The organism is Arthrobacter sp. ok909 (assembly GCF_900104405.1).
GTDB lineage: Bacteria > Actinomycetota > Actinomycetes > Actinomycetales > Micrococcaceae > Arthrobacter > Arthrobacter humicola.
Map to the genome: position 1 here is coordinate 405982 of NZ_FNJS01000001.1, position 16397 is coordinate 422378.

General features: G+C 67.3%; 14 protein-coding genes and 1 pseudogene. 11 read left to right on the top strand and 4 right to left on the bottom strand.

The features are described from left to right. Nucleotides 1-6 precede the first annotated feature (6 nt). The 7 genes and pseudogenes from BLR03_RS01820 to BLR03_RS01850 all read left to right on the top strand — a co-directional run bounded on the left by BLR03_RS01820 (nt 7) and on the right by BLR03_RS01850 (nt 5626). Nucleotides 7-357, top strand: coding sequence for an urease subunit beta (locus BLR03_RS01820; RefSeq protein ID WP_091248626.1), 351 nt, complete (start codon nt 7-9; stop codon nt 355-357). After that, nucleotides 354-2123: an urease subunit alpha gene (gene ureC / locus BLR03_RS01825; protein ID WP_091248629.1), complete on the top strand. Its 1770-nt coding sequence runs from the start codon at nt 354-356 to the stop codon at nt 2121-2123. Before BLR03_RS01820 ends, ureC begins: the two co-directional genes overlap by 4 nt. A gap of 19 nt (nt 2124-2142) precedes the next feature. Beyond that, a complete protein-coding gene (gene ureE, locus BLR03_RS01830; RefSeq protein WP_091248632.1) occupies nt 2143-2625 on the top strand; it encodes an urease accessory protein UreE in 483 nt (160 codons plus the stop codon). Then, a complete protein-coding gene (locus BLR03_RS01835) occupies nt 2606-3295 on the top strand; it encodes an urease accessory protein UreF (protein ID WP_091248635.1) in 690 nt (229 codons plus the stop codon). The genes ureE and BLR03_RS01835 overlap by 20 nt, the downstream gene beginning before the upstream one ends. Before the next feature lie 49 nt (nt 3296-3344). Then, nucleotides 3345-3962: an urease accessory protein UreG gene (gene ureG, locus BLR03_RS01840; RefSeq protein ID WP_091248638.1), complete on the top strand. Its 618-nt coding sequence runs from the start codon at nt 3345-3347 to the stop codon at nt 3960-3962. A 242-nt stretch (nt 3963-4204) separates the two neighbouring features. Continuing rightward, nucleotides 4205-4921 carry an urease accessory protein UreD gene (locus BLR03_RS01845; RefSeq protein WP_091248859.1) on the top strand — a complete coding sequence of 239 codons (717 nt, stop codon included), beginning with the start codon at nt 4205-4207 and terminating at the stop codon, nt 4919-4921. Between the two features lie 17 nt (nt 4922-4938). Then, nucleotides 4939-5626: pseudogene (locus tag BLR03_RS01850) on the top strand (hypothetical protein). Nucleotides 5627-5702: 76 nt separating this feature from the next. Here the strand turns inward: BLR03_RS01850 and BLR03_RS01855 are convergent. The 4 genes from BLR03_RS01855 to BLR03_RS01870 form a co-directional block, all read right to left on the bottom strand. Then, nucleotides 5703-7868 carry an alpha-galactosidase gene (locus tag BLR03_RS01855; RefSeq protein WP_091248639.1) on the bottom strand — a complete coding sequence of 722 codons (2166 nt, stop codon included), beginning with the start codon at nt 7866-7868 and terminating at the stop codon, nt 5703-5705. A 139-nt stretch (nt 7869-8007) separates the two neighbouring features. Next, a complete protein-coding gene (locus tag BLR03_RS01860) occupies nt 8008-9366 on the bottom strand; it encodes an ABC transporter substrate-binding protein (protein ID WP_091248642.1) in 1359 nt (452 codons plus the stop codon). A 96-nt stretch (nt 9367-9462) separates the two neighbouring features. Next, complete coding sequence (locus BLR03_RS01865) at nt 9463-10374, bottom strand: carbohydrate ABC transporter permease (RefSeq protein WP_091248643.1); 912 nt, start codon at nt 10372-10374, stop codon at nt 9463-9465. Nucleotides 10375-10385: 11 nt separating this feature from the next. Further along, nucleotides 10386-11207 (bottom strand): carbohydrate ABC transporter permease, encoded by an 822-nt coding sequence (locus BLR03_RS01870; protein ID WP_237563366.1) that lies wholly within the window; start codon nt 11205-11207, stop codon nt 10386-10388. A gap of 292 nt (nt 11208-11499) precedes the next feature. On the opposite strand from BLR03_RS01870, the gene BLR03_RS01875 reads away from it, so the two are divergent. From BLR03_RS01875 to BLR03_RS01890, 4 genes are all read left to right on the top strand, one after another. Then, entirely contained in the window at nt 11500-12750 is a 1251-nt protein-coding gene (locus tag BLR03_RS01875; RefSeq protein ID WP_091248861.1) for a Gfo/Idh/MocA family protein, read from the top strand. A 1-nt stretch (nt 12751) separates the two neighbouring features. Then, entirely contained in the window at nt 12752-13843 is a 1092-nt protein-coding gene (locus BLR03_RS01880; protein WP_091248649.1) for a LacI family DNA-binding transcriptional regulator, read from the top strand. A gap of 98 nt (nt 13844-13941) precedes the next feature. Then, nucleotides 13942-15540 (top strand): glycoside hydrolase family 32 protein, encoded by a 1599-nt coding sequence (locus BLR03_RS01885; RefSeq protein ID WP_091248652.1) that lies wholly within the window; start codon nt 13942-13944, stop codon nt 15538-15540. Between the two features lie 296 nt (nt 15541-15836). Next, nucleotides 15837-16391: a hypothetical protein gene (locus tag BLR03_RS01890; RefSeq protein ID WP_091248655.1), complete on the top strand. Its 555-nt coding sequence runs from the start codon at nt 15837-15839 to the stop codon at nt 16389-16391. Nucleotides 16392-16397: the final 6 nt, after the last annotated feature.

The following is a 16397-nucleotide window of genomic DNA, read 5'->3' on the forward strand; positions in this document are numbered from 1 at the left end:
GCCCCGATGATTCCCGGAGAATACGTTCTCGGCACCGCGCCGCTGACGCTCAATGCCGGCCGCGAGGCGATCGATGTCGCCGTGACCAACACCGGCGACCGGCCCGTCCAGGTGGGCTCGCACTACCACTTCGCCGAAGCGAACGCCGCGCTGCAGTTCGACCGGCAGGCCGCCTACGGCCGCCGCCTGGACATTCCGGCCGGCACCGCCGCACGGTTCGAACCAGGGGATAGAAGGACCGTCCGGCTGATCGAACTCGCGGGCCGCCGTGAAGTGTACGGCCTCAGCAACGCCGTCAACGGCGCACTCCACGAGACCGGACTCCACGTTCCCGGACGGAAAGGCGATCCACAGTGAGTTTCGAATTGTCCCGCAGGCAGTACGCGGACCTCTACGGCCCGACGACTGGCGACGCCATCCGGCTCGCCGACACCGATCTGTTCCTCGAGATCGAGAATGACCTCACCGTCTACGGCGAGGAAGTGGTGTTCGGCGGCGGCAAGGTGATCCGCGACGGCATGGGCCAGAACGGCCAACTGACCCGGGACGGGGAGGGCAGTACTGGTTTCGGCGGCGAAATTCCGGACACCGTGATCACGAACGTCGTGGTGCTGGACTACACCGGCATTTACAAGGCCGACGTCGCGCTCCGCGACGGCCACATCTTCCGGATCGGCAAGGCAGGCAACCCGCAGATCACCGACGGCGTGGACATCGTGATCGGTGCCAGCACCGAGATCATTGCCGGCGAACGGAAGATCCTGACCGCCGGCGGCGTGGACTCCCACATCCACTTCATCTCCCCGGACCAGGTTCCCGCCGCCCTGTGCAGCGGGGTGACCACGATGGTGGGCGGCGGCACGGGCCCCGCCGAAGGCACCAAGGCCACCACGGTCACGCCCGGGAAATGGCACATCCAGCGGATGCTGCAGGCCGCCGAAGGGCTGCCGATCAACATCGGCCTGTTCGGCAAGGGGCACGCGTCCGCCGTCGAACCCCTGGCCGAGCAGATCCGCGCCGGCGCGATCGGGCTGAAAGTCCATGAGGACTGGGGCTCCACCACCTCCTCGATCGACACCTCGCTGCAGGTCGCGGACCAGTACGACGTCCAGGTGGCCATCCACACCGACACCCTGAACGAGTGCGGGTTCGTGGAGGACACCATCCGGGCCATCGACGGCCGCGTGATCCACACCTTCCACACCGAGGGCGCCGGCGGTGGCCACGCCCCGGACATCATCAAGATCGCCGGGCTGCCCAACGTCCTGCCGGCCTCCACGAACCCCACGCTGCCGTACACGCGCAACACGATCGAAGAGCACCTGGACATGCTCATGGTGTGTCACCACCTGAACCCGGACATCCCCGAGGACGTTGCGTTCGCGGACTCCCGCATCCGCGCCGAGACCATCGCCGCCGAGGACGTCCTGCAGGACCTGGGCATCTTCGCGATCACGTCCTCGGACTCCCAGGCCATGGGCCGAGTGGGCGAGGTCATCATCCGAACCTGGCAGGTGGCGGACAAGATGAAGAAGCAGCGCGGCGTGCTCAAGGACCCCGACGGCGGTGTCCACGGAGCGGCTTCTGGTCTGGGCGCTGAGAGCGATAACTTCCGGTTGAAGCGCTACGTGGCGAAATACACCATCAATCCGGCCATCGCGCAGGGCATGGCCGACTCGATCGGCTCGGTGGAGGTCGGCAAGTTCGCGGACCTCGTGCTCTGGGATCCGGCTTTCTTCGGAGTCAAACCGGAGCTGGTGATCAAGGGCGGCCAGATCGCCTACGCCCTCATGGGGGACGCCAACGCCTCCATTCCCACTCCGCAGCCGCGCACCATGCGGCCGATGTTTGCCGCCTACGGCAAGGCACTGCAGCAGTCCTCCATCACCTTCCTGTCCCAGGCCGCCATCGAGGCCGGGGTTCCGGAAGAACTCGGACTGGAGAAAGTCATCCGGCCGGTGTCCGGCATCCGCAGTCTGACGAAGGCGGACCTGAAGTACAACGGCGCCACCCCGGAGATCGTGGTGGATCCGGAAACGTACAAGGTGACGGTCGACGGCGAGGACGTCACGTGCGAACCGTCGGACGTCCTGCCCCTGGCGCAGCGCTACTTCCTTTTCTAGGCTTCCAGAGGAGACGCACATGATCATCGAAAAGGTCCTCGGCAACACACACGAACTTCCTCCCGGGCCGGACCCGTATGCCGGGCTGCACCAGGAAAAGGTCGTCCTGCCCAGCGCCCAGCTGGTCAAGCGCATCCAGCGCGTCACCACCGACCACGGGAAAGAGTTGGGCCTGCGCCTCCCCTCCGGTTCCGGGGACCTGCGCGACGGCGACATCCTGCACGTGGCCGGGACCAACATGATCGTGGTCTCGGTGCTGCCCACCGACGTCCTGGTGATCGCCCCGCGCTCCATCCACGAGATGGGCGTGGTGGCGCACTCCCTGGGCAACCGGCACCTGCAGGCCCAGTTCTTCGATGCGTCCTCGGACTATGGGGCAGAGGTGATGGTGTGCCAGTACGACCACACTGTGGAGGACTATCTCAAACGCGTCGGAGCGCCCTACGACCGCCAGGAGCGCGTGATGCCCGTCCCCTTCCGCCATGCCGAACACTCGCACTGATTTCGCGCCCTACCAGCTCGCCCTCCAGCAGCTGACGGATTCTGCGCTGCCTACCGGGGCGTTTGCTCACTCGCTCGGGTTTGAGACCTATGTGGAGCGCGGGCTGGTGCACGATGAGGAGTCGTTTGGGGTGTGGCTGGCGGCGTTCATTTCGCAGCAGCTGACGTATTCGGACGCGCTGGCCATCCGGTTCCTCTACGAGGGCGTTGCTGTTGCTGAACTGGACGCGTTGCTGACCGCCCAGCTGTTGGCGCGGCAGATGCGCGAGGCCAGCACCAAGATGGGAACCCGGCTGCTGGAGATTGGCGCGGAGGTCTTTCCTTCCCCTGAACTGGCGGAATACCGGGCGTTGGTGGCTTCGGGCCGGGGCGCCGGCCACCAGCCGCTGGCTTTCGCGGTGATTGCCTGTTCCCTGGGAGTCCCGCTGCCCGAGGCCCTCGCCGCCTACCTGTTCGCCACGGTCACGTCGCTGACGCAAAACGCCGTCCGGGCGATCCCCCTGGGGCAGAACGCCGGCCAGCGGCTCCTGCGGAAGGCGGCCGACGGCGTCGCTGCCGCGGCCGAGCGGGCCATCCACCTCACGCCTGACGACTTCGGGGCCGTGAGCCCCGGATTGGAAATTTCGCAGATGCGGCACGAACGCCAGCGCGCCCGCATGTTCATGAGCTGACCGAGCACTACAAGTTGGTCCAATACAGGAAATATGTCTGGAGAAGAATATGTCTGAGCCCATCAAAATCGGCATCGGCGGCCCGGTGGGTGCCGGCAAGACCCAGCTCGTGGAGCGCCTCACGCGCCACATGAGCCGGGAAATCTCCATGGCGGCCATCACCAACGACATCTACACGATCGAGGACGCCAAGATCCTTGCCGCCAACGGGATCCTCCCGCTGGACCGGATCATCGGCGTCGAAACCGGCGGCTGCCCGCACACCGCCATCCGCGAGGATACCTCCATGAACACGGCGGCCATCGAGGAATTGAAGAAACGGCACCCGGACCTGCAGGTGATCTTTGTCGAATCCGGCGGCGACAACCTCTCTGCCACCTTCAGTCCGGAACTCGTGGATTTCTCCATCTACATCATCGACGTCGCCCAGGGCGAGAAGATCCCGCGCAAGGCCGGCCAGGGCATGATCAAGTCCGATCTCTTCATCATCAACAAGACCGACCTCGCACCCCACGTGGGCGCAGACCTGTCGGTCATGGAACGGGATTCCAAGGAATTCCGGGGCGAGAAACCGTTCTGTTTCACGAACCTTAAGACCGACGAAGGGCTGGAGCGCGTCATCGAATGGGTGCGGCGCGACGTCCTGATGCTCGACCTGGCGTCATGACGGCGATTGTGCGGAGACCGGCGGCTTCGCCGGATTTGGGGCCGTGCCCGCTTCGCGGTGCCCGCCACGCCGCGGCCCCAAAATCCGGCCTCGCCGCCTCCGCGGTTAAGTCCCCGGTGGGGGAGCTCGAACTCGTGGTCGCCGTGCGAGGGGAAAGGTCGGTGGCCACGCATCAGTTTCATCGCGGGGCTTTGCGGGTTCTGCGGCCGCATTACTTGGATGGGTCCGGGCAGGTTTGTTATGTGCTCGTCAATCCCGGCGGGGCATATTTGGGGGCCGATCTGTATGTGATTGACGTGGAGGTGGCGGACGGGGCGAAGTTGCTGCTCGCCACGCAGTCGGCCACCAAGATCTACCGGACTCCGGGGTCCTTTGCGGAGCAGCGGATGCGGCTGCGCCTGGGGGAGGGAGCGCACCTGGAGCTCGCCCCGGATCAGGTGATTGCCTACCGGGAGGCCAGCTACCGGCAGAATACGCACGTGACGGTACGGCCGTCGTCGAGCCTCATCATGGCCGAAATCGTCACTCCCGGGTGGTCGCCGGACGGGGCCTCGTTCCGATATGAGGAGCTGCGGCTGCGGACGGAGATACGGGTCGAATCCGCGGGGGAGGGCGGGGGCGAGAGCGGGCTGCTGGCCCTGGACAACGTGCTCATCCGGCCACCCTTGGGCGACGTGACTGGCATGGCGTTCATGGAGGGCTTCAGTCATCTGGGGTCGCTGATCGTGGTGGATCCGCGGGTGGACCAAGCCCTCGCCGATGAACTCCACGAGATCACGGCCGGCTACGGGGCCCATACTGGCATCTCCCTCACCGCCACGGTCCTGGGAACGGCCGGGCTGGTGATGAGGTCGCTCTCGAACAGCACCGAGGGACTTCAGCGCGTGGCGGGGGCCGCCACCTCCTTGTTGCGGAAACGCTGGTACGGGCAGGATCCCCTGGACCTGAGGAAGTACTGATGGCCACGACCGGGCAAATGGCGGTATTGTCCCGGCTCTACCGTGAGCGGGCGCAGCTGCCGCTGCGGACCCGGATGCTGGTGACCTTCGGTGCGGTGGCCGCACTGCACGTTGCCGCCGTCGTGCTCCTGGTAGCCGGCGCGGCCGGAGGCGGACAGCCGCTGGGGATCGGGCTGGTCCTGACGGCCTACCTGGCGGGCGTGAAACACAGCTACGACTGGGACCACCTCGCGGCGATCGATAACTCCACCCGGAAGTTCGCGGCCGAACACCGCCATCCGATTAGCGTGGGCTTCGCGTTCAGCCTGGGCCACAGCTCGGTGGTGGTCCTCGCCGGATTGCTCGTGGTGTCCGGGGCATCCGTGGTGGGGAGCTTCATTGCCGAGGGGACTCCCGGGAACCTGCTGCTGGGGCTGACCGGTAGCGCGGTGTCGGGGCTGTTCCTGCTGGCCATGGGCGCCTTCAACGGATCCGCGGCGCAAACTAGGCTTCAATGCCGTCATCACGGGCATTTCTGCGGTGTCGGCCCTCTTCATTGCGGTCATCACCCTGGGCGGGGCCGTTCATGAGGTGTTCGGGCTGGGGGACCCGCTGACGGGCTGGCTCGGCTCGGTGGACCTGGGCGACGCCGGACTCCTGCTGGTGGCGCTGTTGATGTCAGTCTGGGCCGTAGCCTCGCTGTGCCGGCGGGCTCCCGGGGAGTGACCCGCGCGGCTGATTACAGCCGCGAGTCCCTCTGCCGCGAGCCCGCCGCGCCCCTCGGCCGGCAGCCCGGCGGTGTTCAGACGGCCTGGACGTGCAGGAGCAGGGCATGCTCCGGATTCAGGACCGGCAGAGGCAGGCCGACGTGCTGGAGGAAGGCGCCGGAGGCGACGGCGCCGTCTTCCAGCCATGCCGGCGGGCGGATCTGCGTGAACGTGTGCTCGTAGTCGCCGTCGAGGGGGGTGGGCAGTTCGGCCCGGACACGATAGGTCCGCTTGGGGTCGAGGCCCGGCAGGGAGGCCTGGCCGGGGACTTCTCCCGGGGCGGTGGCCAGCGACACGGCCGCGAACAGGGCCTCGCCGGCGTCGTGCGCGACCACACCGTGGACACTCAGGGTGGGCTCGGCGGTGTCCGCGTTCACGCGTTTGCCGGAGTGGATCAGTGCCCGGTGGCGCTTGTAGAGCGCAATCGCGCGGCGCAGTGTGGCCCGCTCGTCATCCGTGGCCGCGCGGATGTCCCACTCCATGCCGAAGTGGCCAAAGAGGGCGGTGATGGCGCGGAACGAGATGTCGTGGGTGCGTGCGGTGGTGTGCGAGGTGGTGGGGCCGACATGCGCTCCGACGAGTTCCGGCGGGAGGACCGCCTGGGTCCACCGCTGGATGGTCTGGCGCTCGAGGGCGTCGTTGCAGTCCGATGCCCACACGCGGTCAGTGCGCTGCAGGATGCCGAGGTCCACGCGTGCCCCGCCGGAGGAGCAGCTCTCGATCTCCACGTCCGGGTGGGTAGCCTTGAGCGCGTCGAAGAGGCGGTAGGCGGCCAGCGTCTGTTCGTGGACGGACGGGCGTCCGCCGCTGCCGTGCTCGGTGAGGTCACGGTTCTGGTCCCACTTGAGGTAGGCGATGTTGTTCTCGCGCAGCAGGGCGTCGAGGCAGCCATAGATGTATTGCCAGGCCTCCGGATTGGCGAGGTCCAGGACGTGCTGGTGGCGCCAGGGCTGCGGGAGGCGGCCGCCGTCCTTGTGGGAAAGCGCCGACGGGCCCACGATCCAGTCCGGGTGTTCGCGGGCGACGTCGGAGTCCAGGTTGACCATCTCCGGCTCCACCCACAGACCGAACTCCATGCCGTGGCCGGTGACGGCGTCGATCAGCGGGGTCAGGCCCTTGGGCCAGAGGCCTTCGTCGACGTACCAGTCGCCCAGGCCAGCGTGGTCGTCGCGGCGGCCGCGGAACCAGCCGTCGTCGAGGACGAAGCGTTCCACGCCGAGCTCGGCGGCGGAGTCGGCGAGTTCCAGCAGGGGTTCGAGGCGGTGGTCGAAGTACACCGCCTCCCAGGTGTTGAGGACCACGGGGCGGAGCCGCCCGGACGTGGTGTCCACGTGTTGGGGCCGGGCGCGGAACCAGTCGTAGAAGGCCTCGGTGATGCCGTCCAGGCCGCGCCCGGAGTACGCGGCGAAGAGCGACGGCGTCCGGTAGCTGCCGCCGGGGTGCAGCAGCACTTCGCCGGAGCCGAGCAGCTCCGCGGCGCCGAGCATCCGCCGGCCGTCGGCGAGGCTGTCGAGGTACTGCTCGTGGTTGCCGCTCCAGCCGAAGTGCGTTGCCCAGACTTGGCCTCGGCGGTTGGAGAAGCCGGCGGTGCCGGCGGCGACCAGCAGTGAGGAATCGTGGCCGGTGCGGCCGTGCCGGCCGGTGCGGACCCAGGTGCCCTGCTGGACGGCGTGCCGCCGCGGGTGGTTTTCGCGGCACCAGCGCCCGGTGAGGTCAAGCAGTTCCGTGGCATTCCGTGGCACCGGCAGCACTGCTGCAAGTTCCTCGAGCTGGTAGGCGGCCGTGCCGCCGTTGCTCAGGGTGTGCGCCAGCTCCAGGAGGCCACCGGGGTGAAGGGTGAGCTCGGTGCTGACCTCCAGCCCGGCGTCGGAGTCCCGCTGGATGATGAGGACGCCGCGGCCGCCGCCGCGCACCTCGGTTGAAACCACCCGCAGGGCCGGCGAGAAGTCCCGGCCGGGGACGCCGTCGGCGCTCCGGTACCCGCGGAGGCCGGGCCGACCGGCCCAGCCGGAGGAGGCCTGCGGCAGCAGTCCGGCGGTGACCGGGACGTCGAAGGCGGAGTGGGGGACGGGCCCGCGGAGGATCGCCAGGTCGGGGAGGTGGTCCCCGAGGTCGGCGCCCCAGTGGACGATCTCGGCCTCGCCGGAGTCGAAGGCCAGCAGGAGGCTGGTGCCGGCAGAACGCAGGTGCACGGGGTGCATGGGATTCGCTTTCAGTAGTGCGGAAGTCAGGTGCTGGTGCGCGGGATCCCGGCTCGGGACCCCGCGCACCGGGCGCCGCCGTGGCGGGCGGCTGTGGCTTCAGAGGCTCACTTGTTGAACGGCTTACTTGTTGAACGGCCTATTTGTTGAACAGCGAGTTGACCTGGTCGTTGGCCTGCGAGAGGGAACTGGCCGGCTGCTTTCCGGAGACCACGGCGTCCATGGCCGGCTTCATGATGCCGTCCACCTTGGCCGCCTTGTCGGCGATCGGGAACAGGAAGGTGGTGCTCTCCTTGACCTGCTGGGTGAAGGGCGTCACGTCCACGCCCTTGGCCTTGAAGGCGGCTTCTGCCTTGTCCGAAGAGGACTTGATCGCGGGGAACACCACGGCCTTGGAGGCCACGACGTCCTGGCAGGCGGCGGATCCCAGGTACTCGGCGAACTTCACGGCGGCGGCGGGCTTCTTCGTGCCGGCCCACACGGAGTCGGCCAGGCCGTTGAACATGGAGGACCGCTTGCCGTCGGGGCCGGTGGGGGTCGGGGCGATTCCGACGTCGACGCCCTTGTGGCCGGTGTACTGGCCGATCATCCACGACCCGTGGGCGTTGATGACAGACTTCCCGGCCGCGAAGGTGTCCGCCATGCTCGCACCGACGGTGGTTTCCAGTTTGGGCATGTAACCCTTCTCCGCCAGCCCGGCGAACCAGGCGATGGATTCCTGGAACTTGGGGTCGTCGTAGTTGAAGTGTGTGCCCCACGGGTTCTTGTCCGTGTGGGTCCACCCGGTGGTGCCGGTCAGGTAGCTCCACTCGGTCTGGCCCTGGCCGGAGCCGGAGCTGTTCAGGCCGAGGCCGTAGACCTCCACCTTCGTCTTGTCGAAGCCGGGCTCGTCTCCGCGCTTGCCGTTCTTGTCCACGGTCAGGTGCGCGATCGCCTTTTCATAGGTGCCCCCGTCCTGCGGGTTCCAGGTCAGGGTTTTCATCTGTTCATCGCTGATTCCGGCGCCGGCGGCGAGCTTCTTGTTGTAGAAAAGCGAGATCGTGTCCCAGTCCTTGGGCAGTCCGTAGCGCTTGCCATCCTCGCCGACCCAGAGATCGGCGAGACCTTTGTTGTACTGGGTGAGGTCGACGTGATCGTTCGCGACGGCGTCGTCCAAGGCCAGCAGCTGACCGGTCTTGGCGAATTCGGGGTACTTGGCCAGGTGGTCGGTGAAGACGTCCGGGGCGGTGCCGGCGACAAAGCCGTTGGTCAGGGTGCTCCAGTAGTCGTCCCAGCCGCGCTGGGTGATCTTGACGGTGATGTCCGGGTTGGCCGTGTGGAAGTCATCGGCGCACTGCTGGTAGGCCGGGAGCTGGTTGGAGTCCCAGAGCCAGTAGCTGATCTCACCCTTGGCTTCATCGCCTGAGGCGCCTGAGGCTTCTCCGCCGCTTCCGCAGGCGGAGAGGGCGAGGACAGCGGCGGCCGCGGCGGCGAGGGCGCCGACTGCTTTCTTGTTCATGGGGGTCCTTTCGGGACGGTTTTTTCGGGAAGGGGCTTTGGGACGGTGTTTTTGGATGCGGGGGCGGCTGGACCGTCCAGCACGGGGTGGGGCGGGTTACTTGATTCCGGAGAAGCCGATGGAGTTGACGATCTTCTTACCGAAGGCGATGAAGAGCAGCAGAACAGGCAGGGCGGAGATGAGGGTCGCGGCCATGAGACCGGACCAGTCCGGTGCACCCTGGGGTGACTGGGACTTGAAGACGCCCAGGCCAACAGTGAGAACGCGGACGTTTTCCTGATTGCCGACCAGCAGCGGCCAGAAGTACTCGTTCCACTGCCCGATGAAGGTCAACAACGCCAGGGTGGCGATCGGGGCGGCGGCGTTGGGCAGGACAATCTGGAAGAAGATGCGCAGGTGCTTGGCGCCGTCGAGCATGGCGGCCTCCTCCACTTCACGGGACATGTTCAGGAAGAACTGCCGCAGGAAGAAGATCGCGAACGGGGTCATGAAGAGGTAGGGCAGCACCATGCCGAGCATGGTGTTCAGCAGGCCGAGGTTCTTGATCAGCAGGAAGTTAGGAAGTGCGGTGAAGATCGGCGGGACCATCATGGTGGCCAGGAAGAGGCTGAACACGGCGTTCCGGCCCCGCCAGCGCAGGCGGGAGAAGGCGTAGGCAGCCATGGCGCTGAAGAAGACGGCGCCGGCGGTGGTGATCCCGGCGAACAGGACTGTGTTGCGCAGGTAGATCCAGAAGTCGATCTTGGCTCCGGAGCCTCCTTCCGCCATGGCTTCCTGGGCGGTCTGGAGGCCGAAGACCCGCTTGTACGCGCCGAGGTTGAAGTCGGCCGGCAGCAGGTTGGACGCGTTGCTGGCCAGTGCGCTGTTGGAGGACAGTGAGGTGCGCAGGACCCAGTAGAAGGGCAGTACCGAGACGGCGACGGCAAGGATCACAAGGGCCCAGGCTCCGGCGCGGCGCCAGTTGAAGCGGCGGCGCCGGACGGGGATGGCTGAAGTGGCAGTAGTCATGCTGGGACTCCTTAGTCCAGGTCCGACTCGTTGCCCTTGAGGAACTTCATCTGGATGAAGGCGACCAGGGCGAGGATGACGAAGAGGATGACAGCGAGGGCCGAGCCATAACCGAAGTCAGACTCCGTGAACGCCCGCTGGTAGATGTAGTACTGCAGGACGCGGCTGGCGTTGATCGGGCCGCCCTGGGTGGTGACGGCGACGGTGTCGAACACCTGGAACGAGCCGATGACGGTGACAACCAGGACCAGCACGACGACGGGCCGAAGCAGCGGCATCGTGATCTTCCAGAAGGTCTGGAAGGGTGAGGCGCCGTCCAGGTTGGCGACCTCATACAGGTGCTGGGGGATGGCCTGGAGGCCGGCAAAGATCAGCAGGGCCGTGTAGCCCATGTGCCGCCAGGTGTTGATCAGGGCCTGGGTGGGGATGGCCCATTCCTCGCTGCCGAAGAAGGCGATGCGGGGCAGTCCTATGGCGTCGATGAGGTTGTTCACGATGCCGATCTGGTAGTCCAGCAGCCAGAACCACAGGAGCGCGGCGATCACGTTCGCCATCAGGTAGGGCAGCAGCAGGCTGCCGCGGATGAAGGTCGACTTGGCGACCCGGTGCATCAGGAGGGCCAGGCCCAGGGCCAGGACGGTCTGCAGGACGATGTTGATCAGGACGTACTGGGTGGTGACGCCCAGCGCGTTCCAGAACAGCGGGTCCTTGGCGATTGCCGCGTAGTTGGCGCCGCCGATCCACTTGGGCGTTCCGAGGATGTTGTATTCGGTGAAGCTCAGGTAGAGACCCCGGATGCTCGGCACAAGGTAGAACACCACGAAGCCGAGCATGGCCGGGGCGATGAAGAGAAGGGCGACCCTCAGGTCGCTCCGGGTTCGACGCCGGCGGCGGGGGGCGGCATCGCCTGTTCCCGTGCCGGTCGCCTTGCGGGCCGGGGCGGCTCCGCGGGCAGTTGTGGTGGTCATTTGAGGTTCCTCCGCTGTGAGGTGGATTACAACTGAGGCTTGAATCTACACGAGTAACTTTTGAATGCGCAACAGTTTCTTTTATGTTTCCGGGGTGAAACTTTCCGCTCATCACTAGGTATTGACTCGAGTAGAAACTGATGTGAAACTTGCGTGCATGACGTTCTCACTAGGCATCGTCGGCGCCGGGCAGTTCGCAGGTGCCTTCGCCAAACTCTTCGACGCCCACCCCGCAATTTCAGAAGTCCACGTCACCGATGTCCTGCCGGAACGGGCCGAGGCCCTCCGGGAGCGGCTCGGCCTCGCGGGCACTTATCCCAGCTTCGAGGCCATGCTCGACGGCGACCTGGACGCCGTGGCGATCTTCACCCAGCGCTGGACGCACGGGCCGCTGGTCTTGCAGGCGCTCCGCGCCGGCAAGCACGTCTACTCGGCAGTGCCGATGGCTATCAGCGAGGACGAGATCGCCCGGATCATCGAGGCCGTCCGCGAGACGGGCCTGACCTACATGATGGGCGAGACAAGCTACTACAACCCCGCCACGGTGTACGCCCGCAAGCGCCGTGCCGAGGGCGCGTTCGGCCGCATTTTTTATGCCGAGGGCGACTACGTGCACGACATGGACCTGGGCTTCTATGAGGCCTACCAGTACAGCGGCGGGGAGGACTGGAAGCGCACCGCCAGCTACCCGCCCATGCTGTACCCCACCCACTCAACCGGCGGGGTCCTGGGCGCGATCGGCGGCCACGCCGTCAGCGTCAGCTGCATTGGCGTCGCCGACGAGCGCGGCGACGGCGTCTTCGACAAAGACATCAGCATGTTCGGCAACGATTTCTCCAACGCGACCGCGCTGTTCGAACTCTCCACCGGCGGGTCGATGCGCATCAACGAGATGCGCCGCGTCGGCTACCCCTCCCACCTGCGCGAAAGCCGCTTCCGCTACTTCGGCACCGAAGCCAGCTTCGAGCAGCTGGCCCTGGTCAGCGTGTGGCAGGACAAAGAGTCCGTGACCGATGTCAGTGCGGAACTGGCCACGCACGCCACGCTCGATGCCGATGATCCGGCGCTGGCCGGCGTCGCACCGGCCCTGCGGGACGCTTTCACCTCCGGGCTGGCCGCCGTGCACGACGCCGGCCGGCTCCCCGCCGAGTTCCGCGGACTGCACAACGGGCACGAGGGCAGCCACCACTTCCTGGTGGACGACTTCGCCATGGCCGTGGACACCGGGACGCTCCCGCCGGTCAACGCCTGGGAGGCGGCCCGCTACACCCTCCCGGGGATTGTGGCGCACGAGTCCGCCCTTCGCGGCGGGGAGCGGCTGCCCGTGCCGGACCATGGCGACGCCCCGGCCCGGCTGCCCGCGCAAGGTTCTGACAGGGAAGGCTTTGCCGGGGAAACCCGGCGGTAGCATGGTCACTGTGCCACACTCGCCAGCCTCCGCCAGGCCCACGATCACCCGCAAAGACGTGGCCAGACTGGCCGGCGTCAGCACCGCCGTCGTCAGTTATGTGGTGAACGGCGGACCCAAGCGGGTCTCCCCGGTGACGGCCGCGAAGGTGCGCGAGGCCATCAGCGCCCTTGGGTACCGGCCGAATGCCGCGGCGCGCGCACTGAAACTGGGCTCCAGCGAGATGCTCGGCATGGTGGTCCCGGACACCACCAACCCCTTCTTCGCCACCCTGGCCCGCGCCGTGGAGGAAGCCGCCGCCGCCCGCGGCTACGCGCTGCTGCTGGCCAACTCGGGCGGATCGGCCGCCAACGAACGCCGCCAGATCAGGAACCTTGCCAGCCGCCGGGTGGACGGCGTCTTCCTCTCCAGCGTGCTGTTCGAACCCGACCTCACCGAACTCGAGCATTCCGAGATCCCGGCCGTGCTGCTCAACCACAGCAGCGAGGTGCCGGGCTTCAACTCGGTGGGCGTGGAGCTGCTGGAAGGCTCCCGGCGTGCCGTCCAGCACCTGGCGGGCCACGGCCACCGCAAGATCGCGCTGGTCATGGGTATGAACTCCGGCAATGATCTGGATGCCCGCGAGGTCGGGTGGCAGCAAGGGCTCGCGGAAGCCGGGCTCCCGGAAGGGCCCATTCTGCGCTGCGACTTCGACCGCCAGGGCGGCTACCGGGCCGGGCAGCGGCTGCTCGCGTCCGCGGACCGGCCCACCGCCGTATTTGTCAGCTCCGACCTGCAGGCCGTCGGGCTGCTGCGCGCCGTGTCCGAGGCGGGCCTTCGGGTTCCCGAGGACCTGGCTGTTTTCTCCTTCGACGGTTCGGCCGAGGCGGAGTACAGCTGGCCGCCGCTGAGCACGGTTGTGCAGCCAGTGCAGGCCATGGCCGAGGCGGCCGTCGAAGCGCTCATCGACTTCGACGGCGTGTCTCCCACCCGGAACAGGATCTTCCCCGTCGACCTGGTCCTCCGGGCCTCCTGCGGTTGCGTGCCCGCGCCCGCGCCCGTGCCCGCCGCCGCGGCGGCCGCGCCGGGTCTGCCTTCCGGGCCTGGCAGCTAAGGTTCCCGCCCGCACGTCCCCCCGTTCTCCGTACCGTTCCCCGTTCCACATACCGGGCGCGTTGATGAGCCGCGCCCTGCCGAACCCCAGAGGTCCCCATGAATGTCCCCGCATCTGCTGTTGTTTCTGCTGTGCCGGAATCGGCCGCGTCCCTGCCGCTATCCTCCGACCTGTTCCGGCCCGAGTGGCACTACTCGGCCGGCAAAAACTGGCTCAACGACCCCAACGGGCTGATCCACCTGAACGGCACGTACCACCTCTTCTACCAGCACAACCCCTCCGGAGACGCCTGGGGGAACATGTCCTGGGGTCACGCGACGTCGCCGGATCTCCTGCACTGGGAGGAGCAGCCGGTCGCCATTCCCTGCGACGGGAATGAGGCGATCTTCTCGGGCTCCGTGGTGTTCGACCCGGACAACACCAGCGGCTTCGGCACCCCCGGGACGCCGCCGCTGGTGGCGGTCTACACCAGCGCGTACACCGACGCTTCGCCGGTGCGCGGACGGCAGGCCCAGTCCCTGGCCTTCAGCCTGGACCAGGGCCAGACCTGGACCAAGTACGCCGGGAACCCCGTCCTGGACCGTGCCTCGGCCAACTTCCGCGACCCCAAGGTGTTCCGCTACGACGGCCCCGCGGGAAGCTACTGGGTGATGGCCGCGGTGGAGGCCACGGACTGTGTGGTGGTCCTGTACCGCTCCGCGGATCTCAAGGACTGGGAATACCTGAGCAGCTTCGGTCCGGCGAACGCCACCGGCGGCGACTGGGAATGCCCTGACCTCTTTCCCCTCGCGGTGGACGGCCGCCCGGCCGACACCAAATGGGTCCTGGTGGTCAATCTCAATCCGGGCGGCATTGCCGGCGGCTCGGGCGCCCAGTACTTTACGGGCACGTTCGACGGCGTGCACTTCCGTTCGGAGACCACGGTCACCGAGGGCCTCCAGCCGGACGGAAGCCGGATGCCGGACTATGCCTGGCTCGACCGGGGGCGGGACTACTACGCGGCCGTTTCCTTCAATGACGCCCCCGGCGGCCGCCGGATCACGATCGGCTGGATGAACAACTGGGACTACGCGGGCAAGACGCCAACCAAAGGCTGGCGCGGCGCCATGTCCCTGGCGCGGGAAGTAACCCTGACACGGCTGCCCTCCGGCGGTGTCGTCCTGCGGCAGGCGGCGATCGATCCCTTCGGCGGCCCGGACGCCCGCCGGATCTCCCTGGGGTCCCGGGAACTTCACCCCGGCACGGTGGACCTTGTGACGCCGGAATCGGGCGCCGCCGGGGGCGGACTTGGGGGCGCCGCCGTCGGGGCCGCCCCCTCGGCCGCCGCGCGCATCGACGTCGCGATCGAGCCGGGAACCGCTGCCAAAGTGGGTCTCCTGCTCCGGACGGGGGGCGCCGAGCGGACCGTACTGGCCTACGACACCGCCACGTCCAGGCTGTCCCTGGACCGTCGGGAGTCCGGCGCCGTGGAATTCCACGAGAACTTCGCCTCGGTGGAACACGTTCACGTGCCCCTCGACGGCGGGCGGCTGCGGCTACAGGTATACCTGGACGCCTGCTCGGTGGAGGTCTTCGCCCAGGACGGTCTGGCCGTCCTCACGGACCTTGTCTTCCCGGCGGAATCCAGCACCGGAATGGCGTTGTTCGCCGAGGGCCACGGAGCGAGGGTACGAATGCTGGACATCCGGCGCCGCTAGGCTCGCGTGCCGTTGAATTCTCCGGGTTCCGCCGCGGAGATTCCCCACCTTCAACGGCGCGACGCCGCCAAGTGCCGGCGGTTCGGCGCAACACGCCGGCCGGATCCCGCAAACATGGGGAAACCCCGACGCCGTTTGCCCGACACTAAGGCCACAGTCGCCACCGGCATTTTTTGGTAGCCGACTTTCCTCCTGTTCCCGGGGTCCCCGCGGTTGCGGAAAGGTCTACCGGAGGGAATCCCGCGGGCGTAACCTGTGCGAATCTGCAAGACCGTAGTTGATGGAGGTGCGGCACAATGATGGACAAGCAGCCCTTGGAAAATCGGCCCTGGCACAAGGCCCCGGCGGTGGGGGTCGGCGTCGGAGACCTGCAAAGCGCGGTGGCCCGGGAAACCGAGCGCATCATGCGGGAGGCCAAAGGTGACCGGCTGGCGGCCACCAAAATCATCCTCGACAAGCTCCTGGAAATGGGCCTGATCACCGAATCCGAACTGCCGGTCCTGGCCGGGATCTGTGAGGAAGGATTCGCTGCCACATCCGGGAAGAAGGACGCGTCTGCCGCGTATCAAGAGGTCCGGAAAACCTACGACGAAATGCTCCTGAAGCCCGGCGCCAGCCCCGTAGCGCTGGCGTTCGCGTCGGCGTCGGCCGGCTCCTACGTGGCCACGTACGGCACCGACAGCGGCGGCGGAACCACCGTGGTCTACAAGAAGTCCGGCGGCAACTGGCAGGAGACGCTCGCGGGGGCCGGAGCCGCGATCGGCGGCATCCTCGGCGGGGCGGCGGGCGCCGGACTGGGAACGGTCATTGGCGGTGTTGCCGGCAAGATCGTGGACGAGTGCTTGTCCTGACCGCGG